Genomic DNA, 22,097 nt, shown 5'->3' with positions numbered 1-22,097 from the left:
TCGAAAAGAAATAAATACCGGAAAGAGATAGATGAAAAAGATTTGGATATTATCGGTTTGTTTGTTCGTCTGTTGGGCACTGTCTGCTCAGCAAAAACGGACGAAAGTGGCCTGTGTAGGAAACAGCATTACCTACGGAAGCGGATTGGCCGACCGTACCACGCAATCTTATCCCGTACAGTTACAGAAACTGTTGGGAGAGCAGTATGAGGTCGAAAACTTCGGGAAGCCCGGTGCCACCCTGCTCAATCAGGGACACCGCCCATATACCCAACAGGAGGAATATCGCAAGGCATTGGATTTTGCAGGAGATATTGTGGTCATCCATTTGGGAATCAATGATACCGATCCTCGTAACTGGCCTAACTATCGCGATTCTTTTGTGAGCGACTATTTGAATCTGATGGATACATTCCGCAAGGCCAATCCTCATGCCCGGATCATCATTGCCCGAATGACTCCGATTGCCGACCGTCATAAGCGTTTCCTTTCGGGGACCCGCGACTGGCACGGTGAGATACAGACAGCGATCGAAACGGTGGCACGTTATGCCGGCGTGCAGTTGATAGATTTCCACGAACCGCTTTATCCTTATCCTTTCTTGCTGCCGGATGCTGTTCATCCTGCTGCCGAAGGGGCTGCGATGATGGCAAAGACGGTTTATTCCGCCATTACCGGAGATTACGGCGGCTTGCAGGTATCTCCGTTATATACGGATAATATGGTTCTCCAGCGTGATACCCCCTTGCTGATTCACGGGATAGCTGATGCCGGCGAACAAGTGACAGTTCGCATAGACCGTCAGCAGTGGACTACGAAGGCTACACCGGATGGAAAATGGTCGGTGAAGTTATCGCCGTTGAAAGGTGGTGGTCCCTACACGTTGACCATCTCTTCCTCTCAAAGAACCTTGAAATATACCCATGTGCTGGCAGGAGAGGTGTGGCTCTGTTCCGGTCAGTCGAATATGGAATTTATGTTGCGACAAGCTGCTACGGGCAAGAAAGAGATCCCTCAAGCCGATGATGAACAGTTGCGTCTGTATGACATGAAGGCACGCTGGCGTACGGATGCGGTGCAATGGGACGCTTCCGTCCTTGATTCCCTGAATCACCTCCAATATTATAAGGATACCGAATGGGCAGTCTGTACTCCCGACAATGCCGCCCGTTTTTCGGCCATCGCTTATTATTTCGGCCGGATGTTGCGGGATAGCTTGAAAGTTCCGGTGGGGTTGATCTGTAACGCTATCGGCGGTTCGCCTACCGAATCGTGGGTGGACCGGAATACGCTGGAGTATCAGTTTCCGGCTATATTGAAAGAGTGGACACATAATGATTTTATACAAGACTGGGTGCGCGGACGGGCTGCATTGAATATCCGGAAGTCGGAAGACAAGCTGCAACGTCATCCTTACGAACCTTGCTATCTGTATGAAGCAGGAATCCGCCCATTGGAACAATACCCGATCAAAGGGGTGATCTGGTATCAAGGCGAATCGAATGCCCATAATCGTGAGGCGCACGAGAAACTATTCAAATTGCTCATCGGCAGTTGGCGTAAAAACTGGGGGAGTGAGGCGTTGCCATTCTACTATGTACAACTTTCCAGTATCGCCCGTCCTTCCTGGCCGTGGTTCCGCGACAGTCAGCGCAGGATGATGAACGAAATACCGAATACGGGCATGACAGTATCAAGTGATTGGGGTGATTCGTTGGATGTTCATCCTAGAAATAAGAAGCCGGTGGGAGAGCGCTTGGCGCGTTGGGCGTTGAACAAGACGTATGGAATGTGTCATGTACTGCCTTCCGGTCCGTTATTCCGCCAAGCCGATTTTCGGGAAGGTGCCGTGTATGTAACCTTTGATTATGGCGAAGGCTTGAGAAGTTCCGACGGTCAATCTTTGCGTACGTTTGAAGTGGCCGAGACGGATGGTCTTTATTACCCTGCGGTTGCCGAAGTGGTAGAGGGGAGAGGCGGAACAGAATCCGGACAGCTCAAAGTGTATAGCGAACAGGTAAAGCATCCGCGGTATGTCCGGTATGGCTGGCAGCCTTTCACGCGGGCCAATCTGGTAAATAAAGAAGGACTACCAGCTTCTACCTTCAGAGCCGAAGCTCCGGAGCCGTTTATCCAAAGCATTGGTTTGCAGAAAATGAAAGGATTTCCGAAATCGGAGAAAGGGATTGAGTCGGGTGTGTCTGCCTGCTATGCGGGAATCCTGAGTGGAAAGCTGTTGATAGCCGGTGGTTGTAACTTCCCCGGAACACCTGCCAGTGAGGGTGGAAAAAAGAGATACTACCAAGGCATTTATGTAGCGGAAATGAATCCTGATACGCTACTTCTTTGGAAAAAAGCAGGCGAGCTTCCTGTACGTGCCGCATACGGAGTTTCCGTATCTTGTTCCGACGGTATGATCTGTGCAGGCGGAATGAACGACCGCGGAGCATTGACCGACGTTTACAAAATCCGGTGGGATGAGAAGAAAGGCAAAGTATGCTTGGAAACTCTACCCGATTTACCCTACGCCTTAGACAATATGTACGGAACACGAGTCGGTAGCCAACTTTTTATCACCGGTGGAAACAGAAACGGAAAGCCTTCAAACTCTTTTCTCTGTCTTGACTTAAACAATACTGAGGCCGGTTGGCAATCACTTCCCGAATTTCCCGGAGCGTCGCGTGTACAACCTGTCTGTGCGGGACTGTACAAGAATGGTGAAGCCTGTATCTATCTGTGGGGCGGATTTGCCGCTTCCACCGATGGTAAGCCCGCCACACTTTCCACGGATGGCTATTGCTACTCATCCACGTCCCGGCAATGGACTCGCGTAGCCACTCCGACGGGAAACAACGGTGAAGCTGTATCTTTGGGGGGCGGGACGGCTATTGCGATGAATGATAGCTTGATACTTTGTACAGGAGGAGTCAATAAGGATATATTTCTGGCTGCTCTTCAACATCCGGAGAAAGATTATCTTCTGCATCCTGCCGAGTGGTACCAATTCAATGACCGGATATTAGTATATAATATCCGTCAGAATACATGGCAGGAAGTTGCCCGTACCCCGCAGACGGCACGTGCCGGAGCGTCATTAGTGGGATGGAACCAAACATATTACAACATCAACGGGGAATTGAAGCCGGGCGTCCGCACTTCCGAAATAAGTAGGATAACGGTCGAATAATGAAAAGAATAACGGAGGTAGTCAACATTTTGTTAGATTATCAGGGAAATTTGATGGAAAAATAATATCTTTGACACCATTAACATCTAATACTCCCACTATGATATTTAATTTGATAGGAAAAAAAACTCAAATAATATGCGGATTGCTGTGCTGTTGCAGTATAGTATATGCGCAGAGCAATGACAATTCCGATGTGGTAGTTTTAAATACAGCCTGGGAATTTTCTCAGGCAGGAACGGAGTTATGGCAGCCGGCACAGGTCCCGGGCACTGTTCATCAGGATCTTATCAACCATCAGCAACTTCCCAATCCTTTTTATGGCATCAATGAGCAAAAGATTCAGTGGGTGGAAAATGAAGACTGGGAATACCGGACTGCTTTTACTGTTACTCCCGAACAACTGAAACGGGATGGCGCCCAATTGGTTTTTGAGGGGCTCGATACGTACGCCGATGTATACCTCAATGGAGCATTGTTGGTGAAAGCCGATAACATGTTTGTCGGCTATACCATACCCGTCAAGTCCCAACTCCGTATCGGAGAAAACCGTCTTCACATCTACTTTCATTCCCCCATCCGGCAGACAATGCCTCAATATAATTCAAACGGATTCAACTACCCGGCAGACAACGACCATCACGATAAACATCTAAGCGTGTTCTCCCGTAAAGCCCCTTACAGCTATGGCTGGGACTGGGGAATCCGAATGGTGACCAGCGGCATCTGGCGTCCGATAACCATCCGCTTTTACGATGCTGCCTCAATCAGTGACTACCATGTGAAGCAACTATCCCTGACCGACCAGGTAGCGAAGTTATCCAATGAGTTGGAAATAAACAACATACTTCCCCATCCGCTTCAAGCAGAAATAAGAATCAACACTTCGCTTGAAGGGGAACAGAAATCCGCCACGAGTCAAACAGTCTCTCTGCAACCCGGAGTCAACCGCATCTGCATCCCTACGGAAGTTGTCTCACCGGTACGCTGGATGCCGAACGGCTGGGGAGCCCCGACCTTATACGATTTCTCCGCCCAAATCATCACCGAAGGCCATATGGTAGCCGAACAATCCCATAGAATCGGACTCCGTACCGTCCGCCTGGTGAACGAGAAGGACAAGGACGGAGAATCTTTCTATTTTGAAGTAAACGGCATCCCGATGTTCGCCAAAGGAGCCAACTACATACCGCAGGACGCCCTGTTGACAAACGTCACCACCGAACGCTATCAAACACTATTCCGTGATGTCAAGGAAGCCAACATGAACGTCATCCGCGTGTGGGGCGGCGGAACCTACGAAGACGACCGTTTCTATGACCTCGCAGACGAGAACGGAATTCTGGTATGGCAGGACTTTATGTTTGCCTGTACCCCTTATCCGTCCGATCCCGCCTTTCTGAAAAGGGTAGAGGAGGAAGCCTGCTATAACATCCGTCGTCTCCGCAACCACCCCTCGTTAGCCATCTGGTGTGGCAACAACGAAATATTGGAAGCTTTGAAATACTGGGGATATCAGAAGAAATATACCCCGAAAATCTACCGGGAGATGATGACCGGCTACGACAAACTCTTCCGCGAGTTACTTCCCGCCAAAGTGAAAGAACTCGACCCCGACCGCTTCTACATCCACAGCTCTCCCTATTTCGCCAACTGGGGACGTCCCGAATCATGGGGAATAGGGGATAGCCACAACTGGGGGGTCTGGTACGGACAGAAACCTTTTGAATCATTAGACACCGATTTGCCGCGTTTCATGAGTGAATTCGGATTCCAGTCCTTCCCCGAAATGAAGACCATTGCCACATTCGCATCTCCCGAAGATTATCAAATCGAATCGGAAGTGATGAATGCCCATCAGAAGAGCAGTATCGGCAATGCCTTGATTCGTACTTATATGGAACGTGATTATATCGTACCCGAGAGATTTGAGGACTTTGTCTATGTCGGACTTGTATTGCAGGGACATGGCATACGTCACGGCCTGGAAGCGCACCGTCGCAATCGTCCTTATTGCATGGGTACATTATACTGGCAATTGAACGACAGTTGGCCGGTTGTGTCATGGTCGGGTATCGACTACTACGGTAACTGGAAAGCTTTGCATTATCAGGCAAAGCGTGCATTTGCCCCCGTTCATATCACCCCTTTGCTGGAAGGTGACGAACTTTGTGTTTACCTGCTTTCCGACTGTCTTGACACTCAGGAGAAACTGACACTGGAAATGAAATTGATGAATTTTGCAGGAAAGAAAGTTGGAAAAACGGTTGTCCTTCCTGCTTTGTCTCTTCCTGCCAACACTTCCCAATGTGTATACCGCACTTGGCTCACCAATTTGTTCTTTCCGGCAAAGCGCCCGCTTGCGGACGACCTGCGCAGTTGCTTCATGCAACTGACTTTGAAAGACAAGTCCGGTCGTACGGTAGACGAAACAGTCTACTTCTTCGAAAAAACCAAAGACCTGCTCCTGCCCAAGACGACCATCACCTGCAGGATGAAGCAGACAGAAGGCAAATGCGAACTGACACTCTTTTCTCCTGCCTTGGCGAAAGACGTCTTTATCGAAGTGCCTTTGCAGGGCGCCCGTTTTAGCGACAACTTCTTCGACCTTCTGCCCGGAGAACGGAAAACGGTCATCATCACTTCTCCTCAAATTAAGAAAGGAGAGGAGATGCCTTGGGCAGTCAAACATATTCGTGAAACCTATGATTAAATATCTATTAGTAACTTAATACTTAATTTTTAGTTTATGAAACAATTCTTAAAACTAACCGGATGCTTGGCAGTGGCGGGACTTTTCGCTTCGTGCCAGTCTGCGCAACAAGAAGCTGATTACCAAATCATTCCTTTGCCGCAGGAAATCGTTACAGCTCAGGGAAGTCCTTTCAGCCTGAAGAGCGGAGTGAAAATTCTTTATCCGGAAGGTAATGAAAAAATGCAACGTAACGCAAAATTTCTTGCCGACTATCTGAAAACAGCTACCGGAAAAGATTTTGCCATCGAAGCCGGAACAGAAGGTAAGAATGCTATTGTGCTAGCATTGGGAGCGGAAGCCGAAAATCCCGAATCCTATCAGTTGAAGGTAGCAGGTGACGGAATCACTATCACCGGTCCTACGGAAGCCGGAGTATTCTACGGAATCCAGTCTTTGCGCAAATCATTGCCCGTTGCAGTAGGTGCGGATATCGCATTGCCGGCAGTAGAGATAAAGGATGCTCCCCGTTTCGCTTATCGTGGTGCTCACTTTGACACCAGCCGCCATTTCTTTACCGTAGATGAAGTGAAGACATATCTTGATATGATGGCTTTGCACAATATGAACCGTTTCCACTGGCATATTACTGAGGATCAGGGATGGCGTTTGGAAATCAAGAAATACCCGAAACTGACGGAAATCGGTTCCAAGAGAACGGAGACGGTCATCGGACGCAACTCAGGTGAATATGACGGCAAACCGTACGGTGGTTTCTACACTCAGGAACAGGCGAAAGACATTGTGGCCTATGCTGCTGAACGTTATATCACAGTTATCCCCGAAATCGACCTGCCGGGACATATGCAGGCAGCCCTTGCCGCTTATCCCGAACTGGGATGTACAGGCGGTCCGTATGAAGTATGGAGACAATGGGGGGTATCCGAAGATGTACTCTGTGCCGGTAACGACCAGGTATTGAAATTCCTCGAGGATGTATATGCCGAACTGATTGAAATCTTCCCATCGGAATATATCCACGTAGGTGGTGACGAATGTCCGAAAGTACGTTGGGAAAAATGTCCGAAATGCCAGGCACGCATCAAGGCGCTGGGCTTGAAATCGGATGATAAGCATAGCAAGGAAGAACGTCTGCAGAGTTTCGTAATCAACCATATCGAGAAATTCCTCAACGCCCACGGACGTCAGATTATCGGTTGGGATGAAATCCTCGAAGGCGGGCTTGCACCGAATGCGACTGTTATGTCATGGCGTGGCGAAAAGGGGGGTATCGAAGCTGCCAAACAGAAACACGATGTGATCATGACACCGAACACTTATCTGTATTTAGACTACTACCAGACAAAAGATACGGAGAATGAACCTCTTGCTATTGGCGGTTATCTGCCGCTTGAAAGAGTGTACAGCTACGAGCCGATGCCGGCTTCCCTCACTCCGGAAGAGCAAAAATACATCAAGGGCGTACAGGCTAACCTCTGGACTGAATACATGCCTATTTTCTCTCATGTCCAGTATATGGTATTGCCCCGTTGGGCTGCTGTGTCTGAAATCCAGTGGTCTGCTCCCGACAAGAAGAATTATGAGGACTTCCTGTCCCGCTTGCCGCGCCTGATTAAGTGGTATGATGCCGAAGGGTACAACTACGCAAAACATGTGTTCAACGTGACTGCCGAATATACTCCGAATCCTGTGGACGGTACACTGGACATCACTCTGTCAACTATTGACAATGCCCCTATCCACTATACATTGGACGGTACGGAACCTACCGCCACTTCTCCGCTGTATGAAAGCCCGCTGAAAATCAAGGAGAATGTAACTTTCTCCGCCATTGCTGTCCGCCCTACCGGAAATAGTCGTGTGATTTCCGAAAAGGTTAATTTCAGTAAGTCCAGCATGAAGCCGATTGTAGCCAACCAACCCGTCAACAAACAATATATGTTTAAGGGGGAATCTACATTGGTGGACGGATTGAGAGGAAACGGCAATTATAAGACCGGGCGTTGGATTGCATTTTATAAGAATGATATGGATGTGACTATCGACCTTCAGCAGCCGACCGAGATTTCGAGTGTTGCTATTTCTACTTGTGTGGAAAAGGGCGATTGGGTGTTTGATGCAAGAGGATTCTCCGTGGAAGTGTCCGATGACGGTGAGAGCTTTACTAAAGTCGCCTCCGAGGAGTATCCTGTTATGAAAGAAAGCGATAAGAATGGTATCTACGAACATAAGCTGTCATTCAGCCCGGTGAAAACTCAATACGTGAAAGTGGTTGCCCTGTCTGAAAGTAAAATACCGGCATGGCATGGTGGAAAAGACAATCCGGCATTCCTGTTTGTAGACGAAATCACGATAGATTAATGAATATAAGGAATAGATGCGCTAAAGCTTGTCTTTTCTTATGGGTATTAGGGGTGTGCATCTTTGCACATCCCATAAAAGCACAGTCCGTCATACCTGTTCCGTTGAAGTTGGAGCAGGGGACGGGCTTTTTTTTACTTTCGGAGAAAACAAGACTTTATACAAGCGTTCAAGGGGAAGAAGCGCAGCTCTTGGAGAATTGCCTGAAAGCGTTTCCCGTTCACTTGAAGAAAGGAAAGAAGAAAGAGGCGCAGGATGTACTTTCCCTGTTGATAACGGAAAAGAGTGAGCAATTGCCCACTCCCGAAAGTTATACACTTTCTGTCACTCCGTCACGGATTCAGATTCGGGCAACTTCGGGAGCCGGATTGTTTTATGGTATGCAGACTTTGTTGCAGTGGGCAAAACCTTCGGGCACAGGCAACTACACCATTGCTGCTGTCGAGATAGAAGACACTCCACGCTTCGCTTATCGTGGATTGATGCTTGACGTATCCCGCCATTTCTTTTCCAAGGAATTTGTGAAGAAGCAGATAGACGCTCTGGCTTTCTATAAAATCAACCGTCTGCATCTACATCTCACAGATGCGGCAGGCTGGCGGATTGAAATCAAGAAATATCCTCTGCTGACCGAATTTGCTGCTTGGCGTACTGATGCCAACTGGAAGAAATGGTGGAATGGTGATCGCAAATATGTCCGTTTCGACGAACCCGGAGCTTCCGGTGGTTACTATACTCAAGATGATATCCGTGAAATCGTGGAATATGCTCGTCAGCATTTTATCACGGTTATTCCGGAGATTGAAATGCCTGCCCACTCGGAAGAGGTGCTGGCAGCCTATCCGCAACTCTCTTGTGCAGGCGATCCCTATAAGAACGCGGATTTCTGTGTCGGAAACGAAGAAACATTCACTTTTCTTGAGAATGTACTGACCGAAGTCCTCGAACTTTTCCCTTCCGAATACATTCATATAGGTGGTGACGAAGCCGGTATGGCGGCATGGAAAACCTGCCCGAAATGCCAGAAGAGAATGAAAGACGAACACCTCTCTCATGTGGACGAACTGCAAAGCTACCTGATTCATCGGATTGAAAAGTTTCTGAACGCCCGCGGTCGTCGTTTGCTGGGCTGGGACGAGATACTTAAAGGCGGTCTGGCTCCTAATGCGACAGTCATGTCGTGGCGTGGCGAGGAAGGTGGCATTGCTGCCGTAACTTCCGGTCACCAGGCCATCATGACACCGGGAAGCCACTGTTATCTGGATAGTTATCAGGATGCCCCGTATTCCCAACCGGAAGCCATCGGCGGATACCTGCCTTTGAAAAAGGTCTATGCTTACAATCCGGTTGCCGCTTCATTGTCGGCAGAACAGGCGAAACTCGTGTATGGTGTACAAGTGAATCTATTTACCGAATATGTCCCGACTCCCGAGCACGTGGAATATATGATCTATCCCCGTGCATTGGCGTTGGCGGAAGTGGCCTGGTCGGCTCCGGAGCGTAAGTCGTGGCCGGACTTCCATGCCCGTGCGCTGAAGGCGGTGGCGGACTTGCAAGCCAAAGGTTACCATACATTTGACTTGAAAAACGAAATCGGAAGTCGTCCCGAATCTGCCCGGCCCGTTACACATCTGGCGTTGGGGAAAAAAGTGATTTACAATGCTCCCTACAACTCTTCTTATGCGGCGCAAAGTGAGCGCACGCTGACAGACGGTATACGCGGTGACTGGACTTACGGTGACGGTGCATGGCAAGGCTTTATCTCGAAGAACCGCCTTGATGTTACCATTGACATGGAAAAAGAAACCGCCATCCATTCCGTTACCGCCGCCTTTATGCAAGTGATAGGAGCGGAAGTATTCCTGCCTGCATCGGTTACAATCTCAATCTCAGATGACGGAATCCACTTCACGGAACTGAAACATCAGACCTTTGAGGTAACCAAGGCCCATCCCATCAAATTTACGGACATCTCTTGGGAAGGAAACGCCCGTGGAAGATATGTTCGCTATCAGGCGCAAGCCGGTAAAGAGTTTGGCGGGTGGATATTTACTGACGAAATAATCGTGAAATAATATTTCAGGCACGGATGAAACGGATTATGGCCCGATACCTTTTTCTTTGGTAAAAAAAGAGGGGTGTGTCAAAATTCCCTTTTTGAGGAAATTACCCCTGCTATAGCTATCTATGGCAGGGATAATTTTTTATATTTAGGCATTATGACACACCCTCTTTTGAAGTTACCTTTATCTATCAAAGTCTTAATCGAAGAAACTCTTGAATTTCTTGAAAATCTTCTCCTTCACCGACGTGTTAGGTTTGAAGTTATCCGAAGCTTCCATCTTTTCGAGCATGTTCTTTTCTTCCTTGTTGAGTGCTTCCGGTATGTAGATACTGATATTGACGAGTAAATCCCCCATTCCGTATCCGTTCACATTCGGCAATCCTTTGCCGCGCAAACGAAGCACTTTACCTGGTTGAGTACCCGGATCAATCTTCACTTTCACTTTACCGTCAATCGTCGGAATCTCCACAGCCCCGCCCAAAGCTGCCGTCGGGAAACTTAACAGCAAGTTGTAAATCAAGTCATTCTCATCGCGAATCAAGTCCTGATGCGGTTCTTCCTCTACGAGAATCAACAAGTCGCCTGCCACACCATTGTGTTTGCCGGCATTTCCTTTGCCACCCATAGAGAGCTGCATACCCTCTGTCACTCCGGCAGGGATTTTCACCGACACCACTTCTTCACCGTAAATGATTCCATCGCCACCACACTTCTTACATTTGTTCTTGATAATCTTACCCTCACCGCCACAAGTGGAACAGGTGACGCGAGTCTGCATAGTGCCCAGAATAGTCTGCTGGTTACGGATCACCGAGCCGCTACCCTTACAAGTAGGACAAGTCTCCGAACCGCTGCCACCTTCGGCACCCGTGCCATGACACTGGTTACACGGCACATATTTTTTGAGTTTAAACTTCTTTTCTACCCCGGTAGAGATTTCCTTCAACGTCAGCTTTACTTTCACACGAAGGTCACTGCCGCGATACCGCCGTTGCTGTGAACCGCCACCGCCTCCAAATCCGCTGAAACCTCCGAAGCCTCCTCCGCGGCCACCGAAGATGTCTCCAAACATAGAGAATATGTCATCCATCGACATCCCTTCGCCGCTGAAACCACCGAACGGACCTCCATTGCCTGCTGCACCGCTCACTCCCGCATGACCGAACTGATCATAACGCGAACGCTTTTCCGGGTTACTCAACACATCATAAGCTTCGGCTGCCTCCTTGAATTTTTCTTCAGCTTCCTTATCACCCGGATTCTTGTCGGGGTGATACTGGATTGCTTTCTTACGGTATGCTTTCTTAATTTCTTCTGCTGTGGCTGTCTTTGGCACATCCAATACTTCGTAATAATCTCTTTTTTCTGCCATGCTTCTTTAAAAATTATAAGTTTTATGGGTTGCTAATCCTTATTCCCCTACTACCACTTTGGAGTGGCGGAGCACTTTATTGTTCAGTGTATATCCCGTTTGTACGCAGTCCAGAATTTTCCCTTTCTGTGCTTCCGACGGAGCGGGGATTACTGCAATGGCTTCATGGTAATCAGTATCCAGCGGTTGGTCTTTAGTCTCAATGACTTTCACACCGTTTTGTGCCAGAACAGCCATAAATTTATTGTAAATCAATTCAACTCCTTCTTTTATGGCATTGACATCCGTTGCTGTTTCCATTGTCTTGATGGCACGTTCGAAGTCGTCGACTACCGGAAGGATACTGCCAAGACTCTTTTCACCACCGTTCAGGATCAGTTCAGCTTTCTCTTTTATGGTACGTTTACGAAAGTTGTCGAACTCGGCAGACAGGCGTAGGTATTTATCCTTTTGTTCGTCAATCATTTTTTGAGCCTTTTCCAGTTCCTTTTCCAACTCTTCTTCATGAGTCAGGGGAGCGGATTCCTCCGTTTGTTCGTTTTGCGGTTGGTCTTCCGCAGGATTGGAAGTTTCCTCAATGTTCAGTTCCTCTTTTTCCACTTCCTTTTCCTTCAGTTCCTCTTTCTTCAGCTCCTCTTCCTTCACTTTTTTTTCTTTCGGATCCATATTGTTATTTACAGTTTTACTAATTATTATTTTCAGTGAAAGACATGCCGGACTGACCGGATGTCATGGATTTCGTCTACAAAAACTTTGCCAAGTTGGCTGTTTTGCCAAAAAACGCAGCAAAGGTAACACTTTTATGTCAGATTGGCACATATCGGATAGCTCATAATTCATTTTAAATGTCTACCTTTGCACGCTCAAATAGTAAATAATAATTAGTAAAATAGTAAATAATAAGATGATTACAGTTTCGAACGTATCGGTTCAGTTTGGTAAAAGAGTGTTGTTTAATGATGTAAACCTTAAGTTTACGAGTGGTAATTGTTATGGTATTATCGGTGCGAACGGTGCGGGAAAATCTACGTTTCTTCGTACGATTGACGGAGAACTGGAACCGACAACAGGTACAATTGCGCTCGGACCGGGTGAACGTCTCTCTGTATTGAGCCAGGACCACTTCAAGTGGGATTCATATACCGTTATGGATACTGTCATGATGGGGCATACTGTGTTGTGGAATATCATGAAGCAACGTGAAGAATTGTATGCGAAAGAAGATTTCACAGACGAAGATGGACTGAAGGTGTCTGAGTTGGAAGAAAAATTTGCCGAGTTAGGCGGATGGAATGCGGAAAGTGACGCAGCCATGCTGTTGAGCGGACTGGGCGTGAAAGAAGATAAGCATTATGTATTGATGAGTGAATTGAGTGGTAAGGAAAAAGTGCGTGTTATGTTGGCGCAGGCATTGTACGGAAATCCGGACAACCTCTTGCTCGATGAGCCTACCAATGACTTGGATATGGAAACAGTGACCTGGTTGGAAGAATATCTTGCCAACTTCGAGCATACCGTATTGGTAGTAAGTCACGACCGTCACTTCCTCGACTCTGTATGTACGCACACCGTGGACATCGACTATGGAAAAATCAATCTGTTTGCCGGCAACTATAGTTTCTGGTACGAATCCAGCCAGTTGGCTCTCCGTCAGCTACAGAACCAGAAGGCGAAGGCTGAAGAGAAGAAGAAAGAGCTCGAAGAATTTATTCGCCGTTTCAGTGCGAACGTAGCGAAAAGCAAGCAGACAACGAGCCGTAAGAAGATGTTGGAAAAACTGAATGTAGAAGAAATAAAACCTTCTTCACGTAAGTATCCGGGCATCATCTTCACTCCTGAACGCGAGCCGGGTAATCAGATTTTGGAAGTTTCCGGATTGAGCAAGAAGACGGAAGAAGGAGTAGTGCTTTTCAACGACGTGAACTTCAACGTGGAGAAAGGTGACAAGGTGGTATTCCTGTCACGCAATCCGCGTGCGATGACTGCTTTATTCGAAATCATCAACGGAAACATGAAACCGGATGCAGGTACTTTTAACTGGGGGGTAACCATTACCACTGCTTACCTGCCGCTGGATAACACTGCCTTCTTTAATACAGACCTGAATCTGGTGGACTGGTTGAGTCAGTTTGGAGAAGGCAACGAGGTGTATATGAAAGGTTTCCTCGGCCGTATGCTTTTCTCCGGTGAAGAGGTGCTGAAGAAAGTAAGCGTACTCTCCGGAGGTGAGAAGATGCGTTGTATGATTGCCCGTATGCAGCTACGCAATGCCAATTGTCTCATTTTGGACACTCCGACCAACCACTTGGACTTGGAATCTATTCAGGCATTCAACAACAACCTGAAGACGTACAAAGGAAATATCCTCTTTTCATCTCATGACCATGAATTTATCCAGACCGTTGCCAACCGCATCATCGAGCTGACGCCGAACGGTATCATCGACAAGATGATGGAATATGATGAATATATTACTTCCGACCATATTAAGGAATTACGGGCGAAGATGTACGGAGACAAATAAGTAGGAATATTCAGTAAATGTTCCCCCCAAATACCATGGCATATGAAGATGATAGAGTATAATCACTTCATATGCCATTATTATTGTCATTTTTCTGTATATTCTCATATACTCTTATCTGGGTTCACCGGTAAAATCATGTGGTCTTCTTCTCTCCAATTCTTATCTTTGCCTTCAAAAAACTCTTATGACTAGTTACGATACTCTTTTAGTTCTTGCTCGCTTCATACTCCCAGCTGACCTGTTGGAGTGTTTTGATATTGTTAAAATAGAGAACACCGCTGAAATGTTAACCATTCATTTAGATGAGCAAAATCTTCCTCCCTTGTCCTCTAGGGTTCACTCTTTAGAGTCCAAAGGTTTTCTTCCTCCGGTTTATATTCGTGATTTTCCTATCCGTGACCGTAAGGTAAGCTTATGTGTACGGCGTCGTAAATGGCTCGACAAGGAAACTGGTTCTATCATCTGTAACACTTTTGAGCTTACCGCTCAGGGAACGCGACATTCAAAAGAATTCGCGTCTTTTTTAAAAGGATTGCTTGGAGAAATACCCGATTACGGCCCGCTCTCTTGAACGTTATTATCATATTGACGGTGATCAGTTTGAGCGGCAATATAAAGAGTATCTAAGTGACTACCGCATGTGGGATCAACTGTCCCATGCCGCAAACTGGCTGCTGTTTTCCGAGAACCTGGGACCGTACTTGAGTATTGATGAAACTTCCCTTTCTAATGGTGAGTTATATACTATAATCATCAACAGAGAGGCACACGGTGGTAAAGGTGCTATCGTGGCTATTGTCAAGGGTACCAAGGCTGACGATGTCATAGCTGTGCTAGAACAAATCCCTGAAGAAGCACTTCGGATGGTGCGGGAGGTCACTCTTGATTTGTCAGAAAGTATGCGCAAGATCGTTCGCAGATGTTTCACCTCGGCTATCCGTGTGATAGATCGCTTCCATATTCAAAAGCTGGCGTGTGATGCTGTACAGGAAATTAGAATCGGACACCGTTGGGAAGCTATACAAGAAGAGACTGATGTCAGGCAGGAAGCTAAAGGTCTGAAAAAGAAATATACCCCTTTTACCTTTAAGAATGGTGATACACGCAAGGAATTATTGGCAAGGAGCCGGTATCTGCTTTTCAAATCTGCTGAAAAATGGACTGAAGCACAGAAGCTCAGAGCTACAGTCTTATTCAGAGAATATCCGGATATTAAACGGGCATATTCACTTAGTCATTCTTTAAGAATGATTTTTAATAAACGATCGATAAAGGCAGGAGCAAGAACCAATTTAGCGAAGTGGTATCAAGAAGTAGAACAATCTGGATTTGACTCGTTTAACACAATAGCTGCTACATTATATGACAGAAGTGAGCAGATACTAAACTTCTATATTAATAGGGCATCAAATGCTGCTGCAGAATCATTTAATGCGAAAGTTAAACAGTTCAGAGCACAACTTAGAGGGGGTATAGACATACCCTTTTTCTTGTATAGACTAACTAAAATTTATGCATAAAACCACAGGATTTTCTCAATATTGTCCTAAATAAATTTTGAGCATGAGCTAACTGACTATACTGTTAAGTATAGCCTCGAGAGTTCAAAATCAATCCCCCCTAATCGTTTTCGATGGTTTCGGGAGGTGGTGTAAATGGTTGATCAAGCCATTTTTGGAGGTCGATTTTGGTAAATGTGTTCAGCCGGAGCGTGACCACAAGGTTAGCCAATGCCCATTTGTATCTTGCGATGTGCTTTAGCCATGTCAGAATCAGCATTGTAGTCATAGCAGTCCATATTTGGGTCTCTACGGCATTGCGGGATGTGCCGATAAAGCTCTTGATGCGTAGCAGTTGCTTGAGGTTGCGAAAGAAGATTTCTATGTTCCACCGAGCCTTGTACAGAGCCGCTATGCTTGATGCTGCCAATGTGAAGTTGTTTGTGAGTAACTCAATTTCAAAACCGTGTTCATCGTTCCATACTGCGATGCGACGTAAACGTTTGGGATATTTGGATTTGGCCGCCGAGAGTTCGAACTCGATTATTTCGTCAATAAGTACATTCTGAGCGTGTTTTTCAGGCAAAGGCAACTCCTCTATGGCTTTGTACCGGATATTGTCTTTATGACGCACTACAAAGAACACGTTGCTGCTGTCCCAATTATTCAGCAATGAGTAGTCACAGTAGCCTCGGTCGGCTACTACAATACTATACGGATGTAACTCAATATCAAAAGCAGCTTTGTTGTCGGTGGTTTTGCCATCGGTGATATTCACGAACTCCGGCAAAAGACTGTCATAGTCCAATAGCGTGTGCATCTTGACCGCCCCCTTGGTGGTAGTGTAATGTGCCCAGTCATATATTGACAGAGTCAATGACACCAATGTGGAGTCGAGCAGTTTTATCGGCATCTTGAAACGGAACTTTCTTCGTTGCCATAGGGCTTGCTGTCCGAAATACTGAAACAACGAGTAGAATATGCCGCGAAAAACCGAACTGTCTCGGTTGGCGTTCTGATATGCTACCGTTGACTTGGATGGTGCACGGTTGATTCCCAAATGATTGAGGTTGCCGGTGGCTGATTTCAGCCCGTTTGAGATATCTCTGACTGAATCACATCCTGAGAATTGGCTGAAAATCATGCTAACAAACTGACTCCATGTATTGTAGCCCTTACAATGCTTGTCTGACCCCGAAGATTTTATGATTTTCCTGATATTTTCTTTCGGGAGATGTGATATTACCTGTGCGAAAAGTGTTATATTTGCCATAGGAAGTAGATGAGTTGGTGGCTCGCTACTAAGGTAGTCATTTTACCTTAGTTCTACTTCCTTTTTATTTGTTCCCCCAATTTATTTAGGACAATATTGGGATTTTATCGATGACCCCACAAGACTTTACCGGTGACCCCCTATTGGATAGCCTCTATTCTGTATTTTTATACTTATCTATTCATAAATACTTACTCACTTTGGGGTTCGTAAACATTAAATTCTGTAACATCCGTACGACCGTTTGTAGAGATAGTAATAATCTCATATTTCAAATATCGCGTAGTAATTGGAGAAATGAATGTAATATTCTGTATACTACCATAGTTTGCTAATGAACTCAATGATTTCCATGTCGTACCATTTTCAGACTGTAATATTTCCACTTCTCTAGGAGCATATACATTTGCCCAATGATTCGTTTTGATACCTGTTAAAATCTTAGTTTCTCCTAAATCAACGGTAAACCAGAATCCTTTATTATTTAGAGCAACGTCAGTTCCAGTCTTGCCATCGATTAAATTATTGGGTGCGCCTTCTACTCCTTCTTCCACATTAATAATCCAACCGGCACGATTACTGATAAGTTGGCTATTGCTAGGAATTCCGCTTTTTAGATTACAATAGGCAGCTTTATTAATAATGACAGGTAATGTATTTAAACTACCGCTAATAACTGTGTTCTTATCGTTGGTAGTTACATTACTGATTAAGACACTGAAAGAGAAACTTGTTTTTTCCATGATACTGGCGAATATCGTCGGATCAACTGTCGCTGTGATTTCTTCAGAAATCATCTGTCCTTCTTTGAGAGTAACCTGCGAGGTGCTTAAAGCGATTTGGTTTGCATCAAGCCCTTCTGTTTCACTTTTGGCACTTAATGCTATAACCACATCTGTGGAGACTGCTTTCTGTGTTTTTACAGTAAAGACCATTTTAATTTCATCTCCTCCAATTCCATTTGCATCATGAGTCAGATTGAACTTTTTTATATTACCTGACAAGTAGTCATTTCTCTGTAGAGACACATACGTAGCATTCCACTCGTTAAAAACTTCTTCATCCTCACTACAGGACGAAATGAACGGTACACAAAAGCCGAGTAGAGTTGCTATTGATAGTGATTGAAATATATTTTTCATATGTACATACGATTAAATTATTACTATTTCCATTCGGTAGATTTATCTGTAGATAAAATACCGTCAATCCAGTTAGGGGTAGCAGAAGTAGTCAAAGTATGACCTTTACCGGTTGCATCTTCGAACACATTGCCTTGCCCTTCATTGAATCGCCAATAGGCTTCTAAACCCGCAGATTTTGGACTCACTTGAGTCATGTTGTTCTGAATTTGAGAAGCGGAACGAACTACAGACCAGATACGTGCTTCACTCATCAAAATTTTACAGTTCCCCCACCTACTATAAGAATCATCACCTAAGCAGAACCAATTTACATCGGAGAAAGTGGTTGATCCTGTTGGGATACTCAATACACCTGAATCTATTCCGTTAATATAAAGGCGGTAAGATGAACCATCGCATACTAGAGCTAAATGTTGCCATTCGTTTGGTTTGAAAGAACTACTTGGATTCAAATAAAGCCGGTTACGTCCTACAACCTGAACCAATGAATGTGCCTTATGATTTTCATTATCACTTTGAGGATCCTCAAAACGTAAAAGGATGAAGTTTGTAGCATCTTCTCCTCCGTTTTTAAATACTGCACGGTCACGGTTGGCTGTGTTGGCTACCTGAAAACGAATCTCTATTGTATATTGTGAATACGTTTCAGGGGACTCTGTGAATTTGTTAGCTTTTAAACTGGGGGCGCCAATGAACATTGGAGCTGAAAACTCAATAATACTTTCCGCCAAAATAACAAAAGTGCCGGTATTCTCCATCGGTGAAATATTTCCATCCTGCAATACCAGTTTTACAGGCAGTGCATATGATTCTCCCGATTTCATCATGTCCCGACTGAATGCTTTCAAAGCAATAGAGAGGGCATCAGCGGCATATTGTCCTGCTTTTACGGTAATCGTTTCCGGCAATGTATAATAATCTTCGGGTAGCATTATATATCCGGTTCCATTTATATGGTTATAAGTGTCCAGCACTGATTGATCTGTAACCAGTTTATAATGATTATCTGTAGAAGAAAGATTGCTAAGATGCACATTAAGGGTAGTAAAACTTTCTCCGGTAGCCTGTACAGTTACTTTTTGACTTGTACTTGAAAGAGATTCTTCAATATAAGCATGGGTATCTAAAGTATCGTATTTTGCATCCCCACAACTTTCCAAACTTCCTAAACATGCTATGACTGCGGAGAAGCATAAACTTTTTATATAATTCATACGTTTCATAGTTTACATTAATTTTTAAGTAATGAATGAGAAGAAGGATTCATAATCTGAATGGCACGGCGTATGTTTTTATATTCCGGTGAAGTACCGAATTCGGCTTCCATGTGATACGAACCTACACCTCCCTTGCGGAAACCGTTTTGGGGTTGCCAACGTGCCATACCCTCCAATGAGTTCATCTTGTTTCCAAAACGGTCGGTATATGCGTACCCGCCATTCATCGCAGCATCCGTTGCTTCGAAATTCTCAGTCATTATTGTTCTTCGCGTGATTTCTTCTTCGTTCATGATATCGCCGAAAGTTGAAACCAAGGCTGGTCCCCATACGTTTCCGTCAATGAGACGTCCGTCCAGATTCGCATCACTACCGGGTTTGTAGGCTTGGATGATGAAATAATCGAAGTATGTCCCGATTTCCGGTTTGTCGGTAATTCTTTGAGGCTCACCGTCTATTACCAGCAATTTCCCTGTACCCGATTTAGGACCTAGGTATTTTCCCAGTTCGTCGATGAAGAAAAAGAAGTTCTCATTATTATACTGTTTGACGATATTTCCGGTATATGGACCGGCTATCGGTTCGTAGTCTATATCAAAACCGTCATAACCGTATACATTTAAAGTATCCACAATAGCTCTTGCGTATTTGCGGATAGATGCCTCTACTGCTTGTTTGTCGCTTTCATCCGCGGGATATTCCCAAAAGGTATTAATGGCTTCCTGTTTGCTGGTGTAGCCCATTTCCTTCCAGTTGTCTTCGATGTTTTTGGGAGTCAGTTTAGCTCCTACGGAGGTGACTATGGAACAATACAATATTTTGGTGCCTTTCATCGTTTGGCAGAAATGCATATCCTTACGTTGAGCGTCAGTAAGGTTGGTCCCATTGTCCCAGATAGAGATAACATCTACACTGTCCGGGACACCAGCTAAGGAACTTTTCATGAAAGCACCTTCTCCGCTCCAGCCTCCGAACCATCCGAAAGCGATTTGATGGTCGGTCTTTTTATAAGCGCGTAAAGAGGCATAATATTCATCCGACACGATTGACTCGGGAAACGTTTTGGCTTCCGGTTCTGTCCAGTCATTGCAACCGATTAGAAAAGAAGTTGCCAATGATGTGAGTACGATGTAAAGTAAATGGTTCTTTTTCATATAATATTTCTTTATATATAACATTAGTTAGTTCTTTTTTGCCCATTTCAAATCTGTGGCTTCGTTGTCAGCACCACCTAGTTTTGCAACTCCCTGGTCGTAATTCGTTTTATTATTTAGTGCTTCCGTATAAGGAAAACTTAGGCGGCGCATACCACGCTGACTGTTTACTCCGCAATCAGATAAATTGTTGATACACGGATAAAGCTCAGGGTAGCCTGTGCGGCGATATTCGGCCCATGCCTCCATACCCAACGGGTAGTTAGCAATCCATTTTTGAGTGATGATGCGTTGGAAATTCTTTCCGTTCACATTAGTGGTCTCGCTGTCATCCCATTTCACGCTGACAGTATTGGTAATCGTTGCAGTGGCATTTTGTACAGCATCACTTGTGTGTGATACGTTGGGAGCTTCGTCTATATTTATATATTCTGTAGCCGAAACCTGATATTGTTCCATAGATAGGTTAATTCCGTCTTCGTAGTAATCTTTCGCGTTTTTATTACCTATATTCCAACCTCTCAATTTACCTTCTGCACGTAGAAATGCTGTTTCGGCAGCACAGAAAACCATTAATTGGGAAGTTGCCGTATAAGCAGGTGTTGAAAAACCGGCAACGTCCGCCTTTTTAAAGTCGGCGTCTCCGGTACGCATACCAACATATTGGTCTGTTTTTCCGGTAAGCGTAGACTTATTAAAGTATTTTGGCATACGAGGATCGTTATATGCATTCATGTAATCTACAATATTGGCATTCACACGTAAATCTCCCCAACTAATGGCAGCTAGTTGATAAGGGTTATTTTGCGTTCCGCAGGATAGCATGGCATTGTCCGAGTTGCTTTCAATTATTCCTGCTGCGTGGGCTGTTGCTGCTTCGGCTGCAGCTTTAGCTATTTCCGGCCATGCCTCGCTAATTCGCATTGCTACTCGTAGACGCATTGAATTCGCTAATTTTGCCCAGTTGAAATAATTACCCTCAAATACCGGATCATTGGTCCCTAGTGGTGCATTGCCGTTTGTTTCTACATAATAGTTGTATAACACATCGGCTGCGTTGGCCAGATCTTTTAATATGTTCGTATATACTTGTTCCTGTGTATCGTAAGCAACATAGAAGTTACCTTTCTTTACCTGACTATAAGGCATCGGACCATAACAGTCTGCCACACGAAGCATTGTGATAGCGCGTATCATGCAGGCAAAGGCATAATAATGTCCTGTTGAATTAGTGGTTTCTTGTATTTGGAAGAAGTTTCCGTATATTTTCTCAAATGGAGTATTCCACGGACCTGCATTCCAAGCATCACTTTGATTGAATGTTCCGAAGTTGGTTCCGCTCCATGTATTGGAACAGCATAAATATCCACCTAGCTGTCCTACCATCTGGTCTTGCATTTGAGAGTCATTCTGCTGGATGTTGACGATTGTTTCAATCATGGATTTCATCAATGTGACAGGATCTGCATGATGAATCTGATATTGATTCGTGTTATACTCTTCAAATTTATCGGTACAACTTCCTGCCAGCAACAACAGAGCAGCACCGAAACCTATATTTCTTAAATATTTTTTCATAACGTT

At 45.2% G+C, this 22,097-nt stretch carries 14 protein-coding genes; 7 read left to right on the top strand and 7 right to left on the bottom strand.

What is annotated here, in order from left to right; translation table 11 throughout:
* Nucleotides 1–31 precede the first annotated feature (31 nt).
* The 4 genes from AB9N12_RS00405 (at nt 32) to AB9N12_RS00390 (ending at nt 10,336) form a co-directional block, all read left to right on the top strand.
* On the top strand, nt 32–3,187 hold the full coding sequence (locus AB9N12_RS00405) for a cyclically-permuted mutarotase family protein (protein ID WP_369888979.1): 3,156 nt from the start codon (nt 32–34) through the stop codon (nt 3,185–3,187).
* Between the two features lie 100 nt (nt 3,188–3,287).
* Nucleotides 3,288–5,900, top strand: coding sequence for a glycoside hydrolase family 2 protein (locus AB9N12_RS00400; protein WP_369888978.1), 2,613 nt, complete (start codon nt 3,288–3,290; stop codon nt 5,898–5,900).
* A gap of 36 nt (nt 5,901–5,936) precedes the next feature.
* Nucleotides 5,937–8,261 carry a family 20 glycosylhydrolase gene (locus AB9N12_RS00395; RefSeq protein ID WP_369888977.1) on the top strand — a complete coding sequence of 775 codons (2,325 nt, stop codon included), beginning with the start codon at nt 5,937–5,939 and terminating at the stop codon, nt 8,259–8,261.
* On the top strand, nt 8,261–10,336 hold the full coding sequence (locus AB9N12_RS00390; RefSeq protein WP_369888976.1) for a family 20 glycosylhydrolase: 2,076 nt from the start codon (nt 8,261–8,263) through the stop codon (nt 10,334–10,336). Before AB9N12_RS00395 ends, AB9N12_RS00390 begins: the two co-directional genes overlap by 1 nt.
* 186 nt (nt 10,337–10,522) lie before the next feature.
* On the opposite strand, the gene dnaJ is transcribed toward AB9N12_RS00390, so the two are convergent.
* On the bottom strand, nt 10,523–11,698 hold the full coding sequence (dnaJ, locus tag AB9N12_RS00385; RefSeq protein ID WP_369888975.1) for a molecular chaperone DnaJ: 1,176 nt from the start codon (nt 11,696–11,698) through the stop codon (nt 10,523–10,525).
* Between the two features lie 39 nt (nt 11,699–11,737).
* Complete coding sequence (locus AB9N12_RS00380) at nt 11,738–12,364, bottom strand: nucleotide exchange factor GrpE (protein ID WP_369888974.1); 627 nt, start codon at nt 12,362–12,364, stop codon at nt 11,738–11,740.
* A 238-nt stretch (nt 12,365–12,602) separates the two neighbouring features.
* Between AB9N12_RS00380 and AB9N12_RS00375 the strand changes: the two genes are divergently transcribed.
* The 3 genes from AB9N12_RS00375 (at nt 12,603) to AB9N12_RS00365 (ending at nt 15,745) form a co-directional block, all read left to right on the top strand.
* Complete coding sequence (locus AB9N12_RS00375; RefSeq protein ID WP_369888973.1) at nt 12,603–14,222, top strand: ABC-F family ATP-binding cassette domain-containing protein; 1,620 nt, start codon at nt 12,603–12,605, stop codon at nt 14,220–14,222.
* A gap of 187 nt (nt 14,223–14,409) precedes the next feature.
* Nucleotides 14,410–14,796 carry a hypothetical protein gene (locus AB9N12_RS00370; protein WP_369888972.1) on the top strand — a complete coding sequence of 129 codons (387 nt, stop codon included), beginning with the start codon at nt 14,410–14,412 and terminating at the stop codon, nt 14,794–14,796.
* Nucleotides 14,762–15,745 carry a transposase gene (locus tag AB9N12_RS00365; protein ID WP_369888971.1) on the top strand — a complete coding sequence of 328 codons (984 nt, stop codon included), beginning with the start codon at nt 14,762–14,764 and terminating at the stop codon, nt 15,743–15,745. The genes AB9N12_RS00370 and AB9N12_RS00365 overlap by 35 nt, the downstream gene beginning before the upstream one ends.
* Before the next feature lie 100 nt (nt 15,746–15,845).
* Here the strand turns inward: AB9N12_RS00365 and AB9N12_RS00360 are convergent, their stop codons facing one another.
* The 5 genes from AB9N12_RS00360 to AB9N12_RS00340 all read right to left on the bottom strand — a co-directional run bounded on the left by AB9N12_RS00360 (nt 15,846) and on the right by AB9N12_RS00340 (nt 22,091).
* Nucleotides 15,846–16,997, bottom strand: coding sequence for an IS4 family transposase (locus tag AB9N12_RS00360; RefSeq protein WP_369888970.1), 1,152 nt, complete (start codon nt 16,995–16,997; stop codon nt 15,846–15,848).
* 191 nt (nt 16,998–17,188) lie between these two features.
* Entirely contained in the window at nt 17,189–18,139 is a 951-nt protein-coding gene (locus tag AB9N12_RS00355) for a DUF4999 domain-containing protein (protein ID WP_369888969.1), read from the bottom strand.
* Nucleotides 18,140–18,162: 23 nt separating this feature from the next.
* Nucleotides 18,163–19,365: a BT_3987 domain-containing protein gene (locus tag AB9N12_RS00350; RefSeq protein WP_369888968.1), complete on the bottom strand. Its 1,203-nt coding sequence runs from the start codon at nt 19,363–19,365 to the stop codon at nt 18,163–18,165.
* Between the two features lie 8 nt (nt 19,366–19,373).
* The gene (locus AB9N12_RS00345; protein ID WP_369888967.1) at nt 19,374–20,513 is read right to left on the bottom strand and encodes a glycoside hydrolase family 18; all 1,140 of its coding nucleotides are present in this window, start codon (nt 20,511–20,513) and stop codon (nt 19,374–19,376) included.
* A 27-nt stretch (nt 20,514–20,540) separates the two neighbouring features.
* Nucleotides 20,541–22,091, bottom strand: a complete 1,551-nt coding sequence (locus AB9N12_RS00340) for a SusD/RagB family nutrient-binding outer membrane lipoprotein (protein WP_369888966.1) — start codon at nt 22,089–22,091, stop codon at nt 20,541–20,543.
* Between the last annotated feature and the right edge of the window lie 6 nt (nt 22,092–22,097).

This window comes from Bacteroides sp. AN502(2024) (genome assembly GCF_041227145.1).
Lineage (GTDB): Bacteria > Bacteroidota > Bacteroidia > Bacteroidales > Bacteroidaceae > Bacteroides.
The sequence above is the reverse complement of the archived record's forward strand: the minus strand, read 5'-3'. Positions and strand labels throughout refer to the sequence as shown.

What these genes read in the sequence shown, in the direction of transcription:
- AB9N12_RS00340 (WP_369888966.1), bottom strand. Translation starts at nt 22,091, where the DNA reads ATGAAAAAATATTTAAGAAATATAGGTTTCGGTGCTGCTCTGTTGTTG.
- AB9N12_RS00370 (WP_369888972.1), top strand. Translation starts at nt 14,410, where the DNA reads ATGACTAGTTACGATACTCTTTTAGTTCTTGCTCGCTTCATACTCCCA.
- AB9N12_RS00380 (WP_369888974.1), bottom strand. Translation starts at nt 12,364, where the DNA reads ATGGATCCGAAAGAAAAAAAAGTGAAGGAAGAGGAGCTGAAGAAAGAG.
- AB9N12_RS00395 (WP_369888977.1), top strand. Translation starts at nt 5,937, where the DNA reads ATGAAACAATTCTTAAAACTAACCGGATGCTTGGCAGTGGCGGGACTT.
- AB9N12_RS00360 (WP_369888970.1), bottom strand. Translation starts at nt 16,997, where the DNA reads ATGGCAAATATAACACTTTTCGCACAGGTAATATCACATCTCCCGAAA.
- AB9N12_RS00375 (WP_369888973.1), top strand. Translation starts at nt 12,603, where the DNA reads ATGATTACAGTTTCGAACGTATCGGTTCAGTTTGGTAAAAGAGTGTTG.
- AB9N12_RS00345 (WP_369888967.1), bottom strand. Translation starts at nt 20,513, where the DNA reads ATGAAAAAGAACCATTTACTTTACATCGTACTCACATCATTGGCAACT.
- dnaJ (WP_369888975.1), bottom strand. Translation starts at nt 11,698, where the DNA reads ATGGCAGAAAAAAGAGATTATTACGAAGTATTGGATGTGCCAAAGACA.
- AB9N12_RS00350 (WP_369888968.1), bottom strand. Translation starts at nt 19,365, where the DNA reads ATGAAACGTATGAATTATATAAAAAGTTTATGCTTCTCCGCAGTCATA.
- AB9N12_RS00390 (WP_369888976.1), top strand. Translation starts at nt 8,261, where the DNA reads ATGAATATAAGGAATAGATGCGCTAAAGCTTGTCTTTTCTTATGGGTA.
- AB9N12_RS00355 (WP_369888969.1), bottom strand. Translation starts at nt 18,139, where the DNA reads ATGAAAAATATATTTCAATCACTATCAATAGCAACTCTACTCGGCTTT.
- AB9N12_RS00405 (WP_369888979.1), top strand. Translation starts at nt 32, where the DNA reads ATGAAAAAGATTTGGATATTATCGGTTTGTTTGTTCGTCTGTTGGGCA.
- AB9N12_RS00400 (WP_369888978.1), top strand. Translation starts at nt 3,288, where the DNA reads ATGATATTTAATTTGATAGGAAAAAAAACTCAAATAATATGCGGATTG.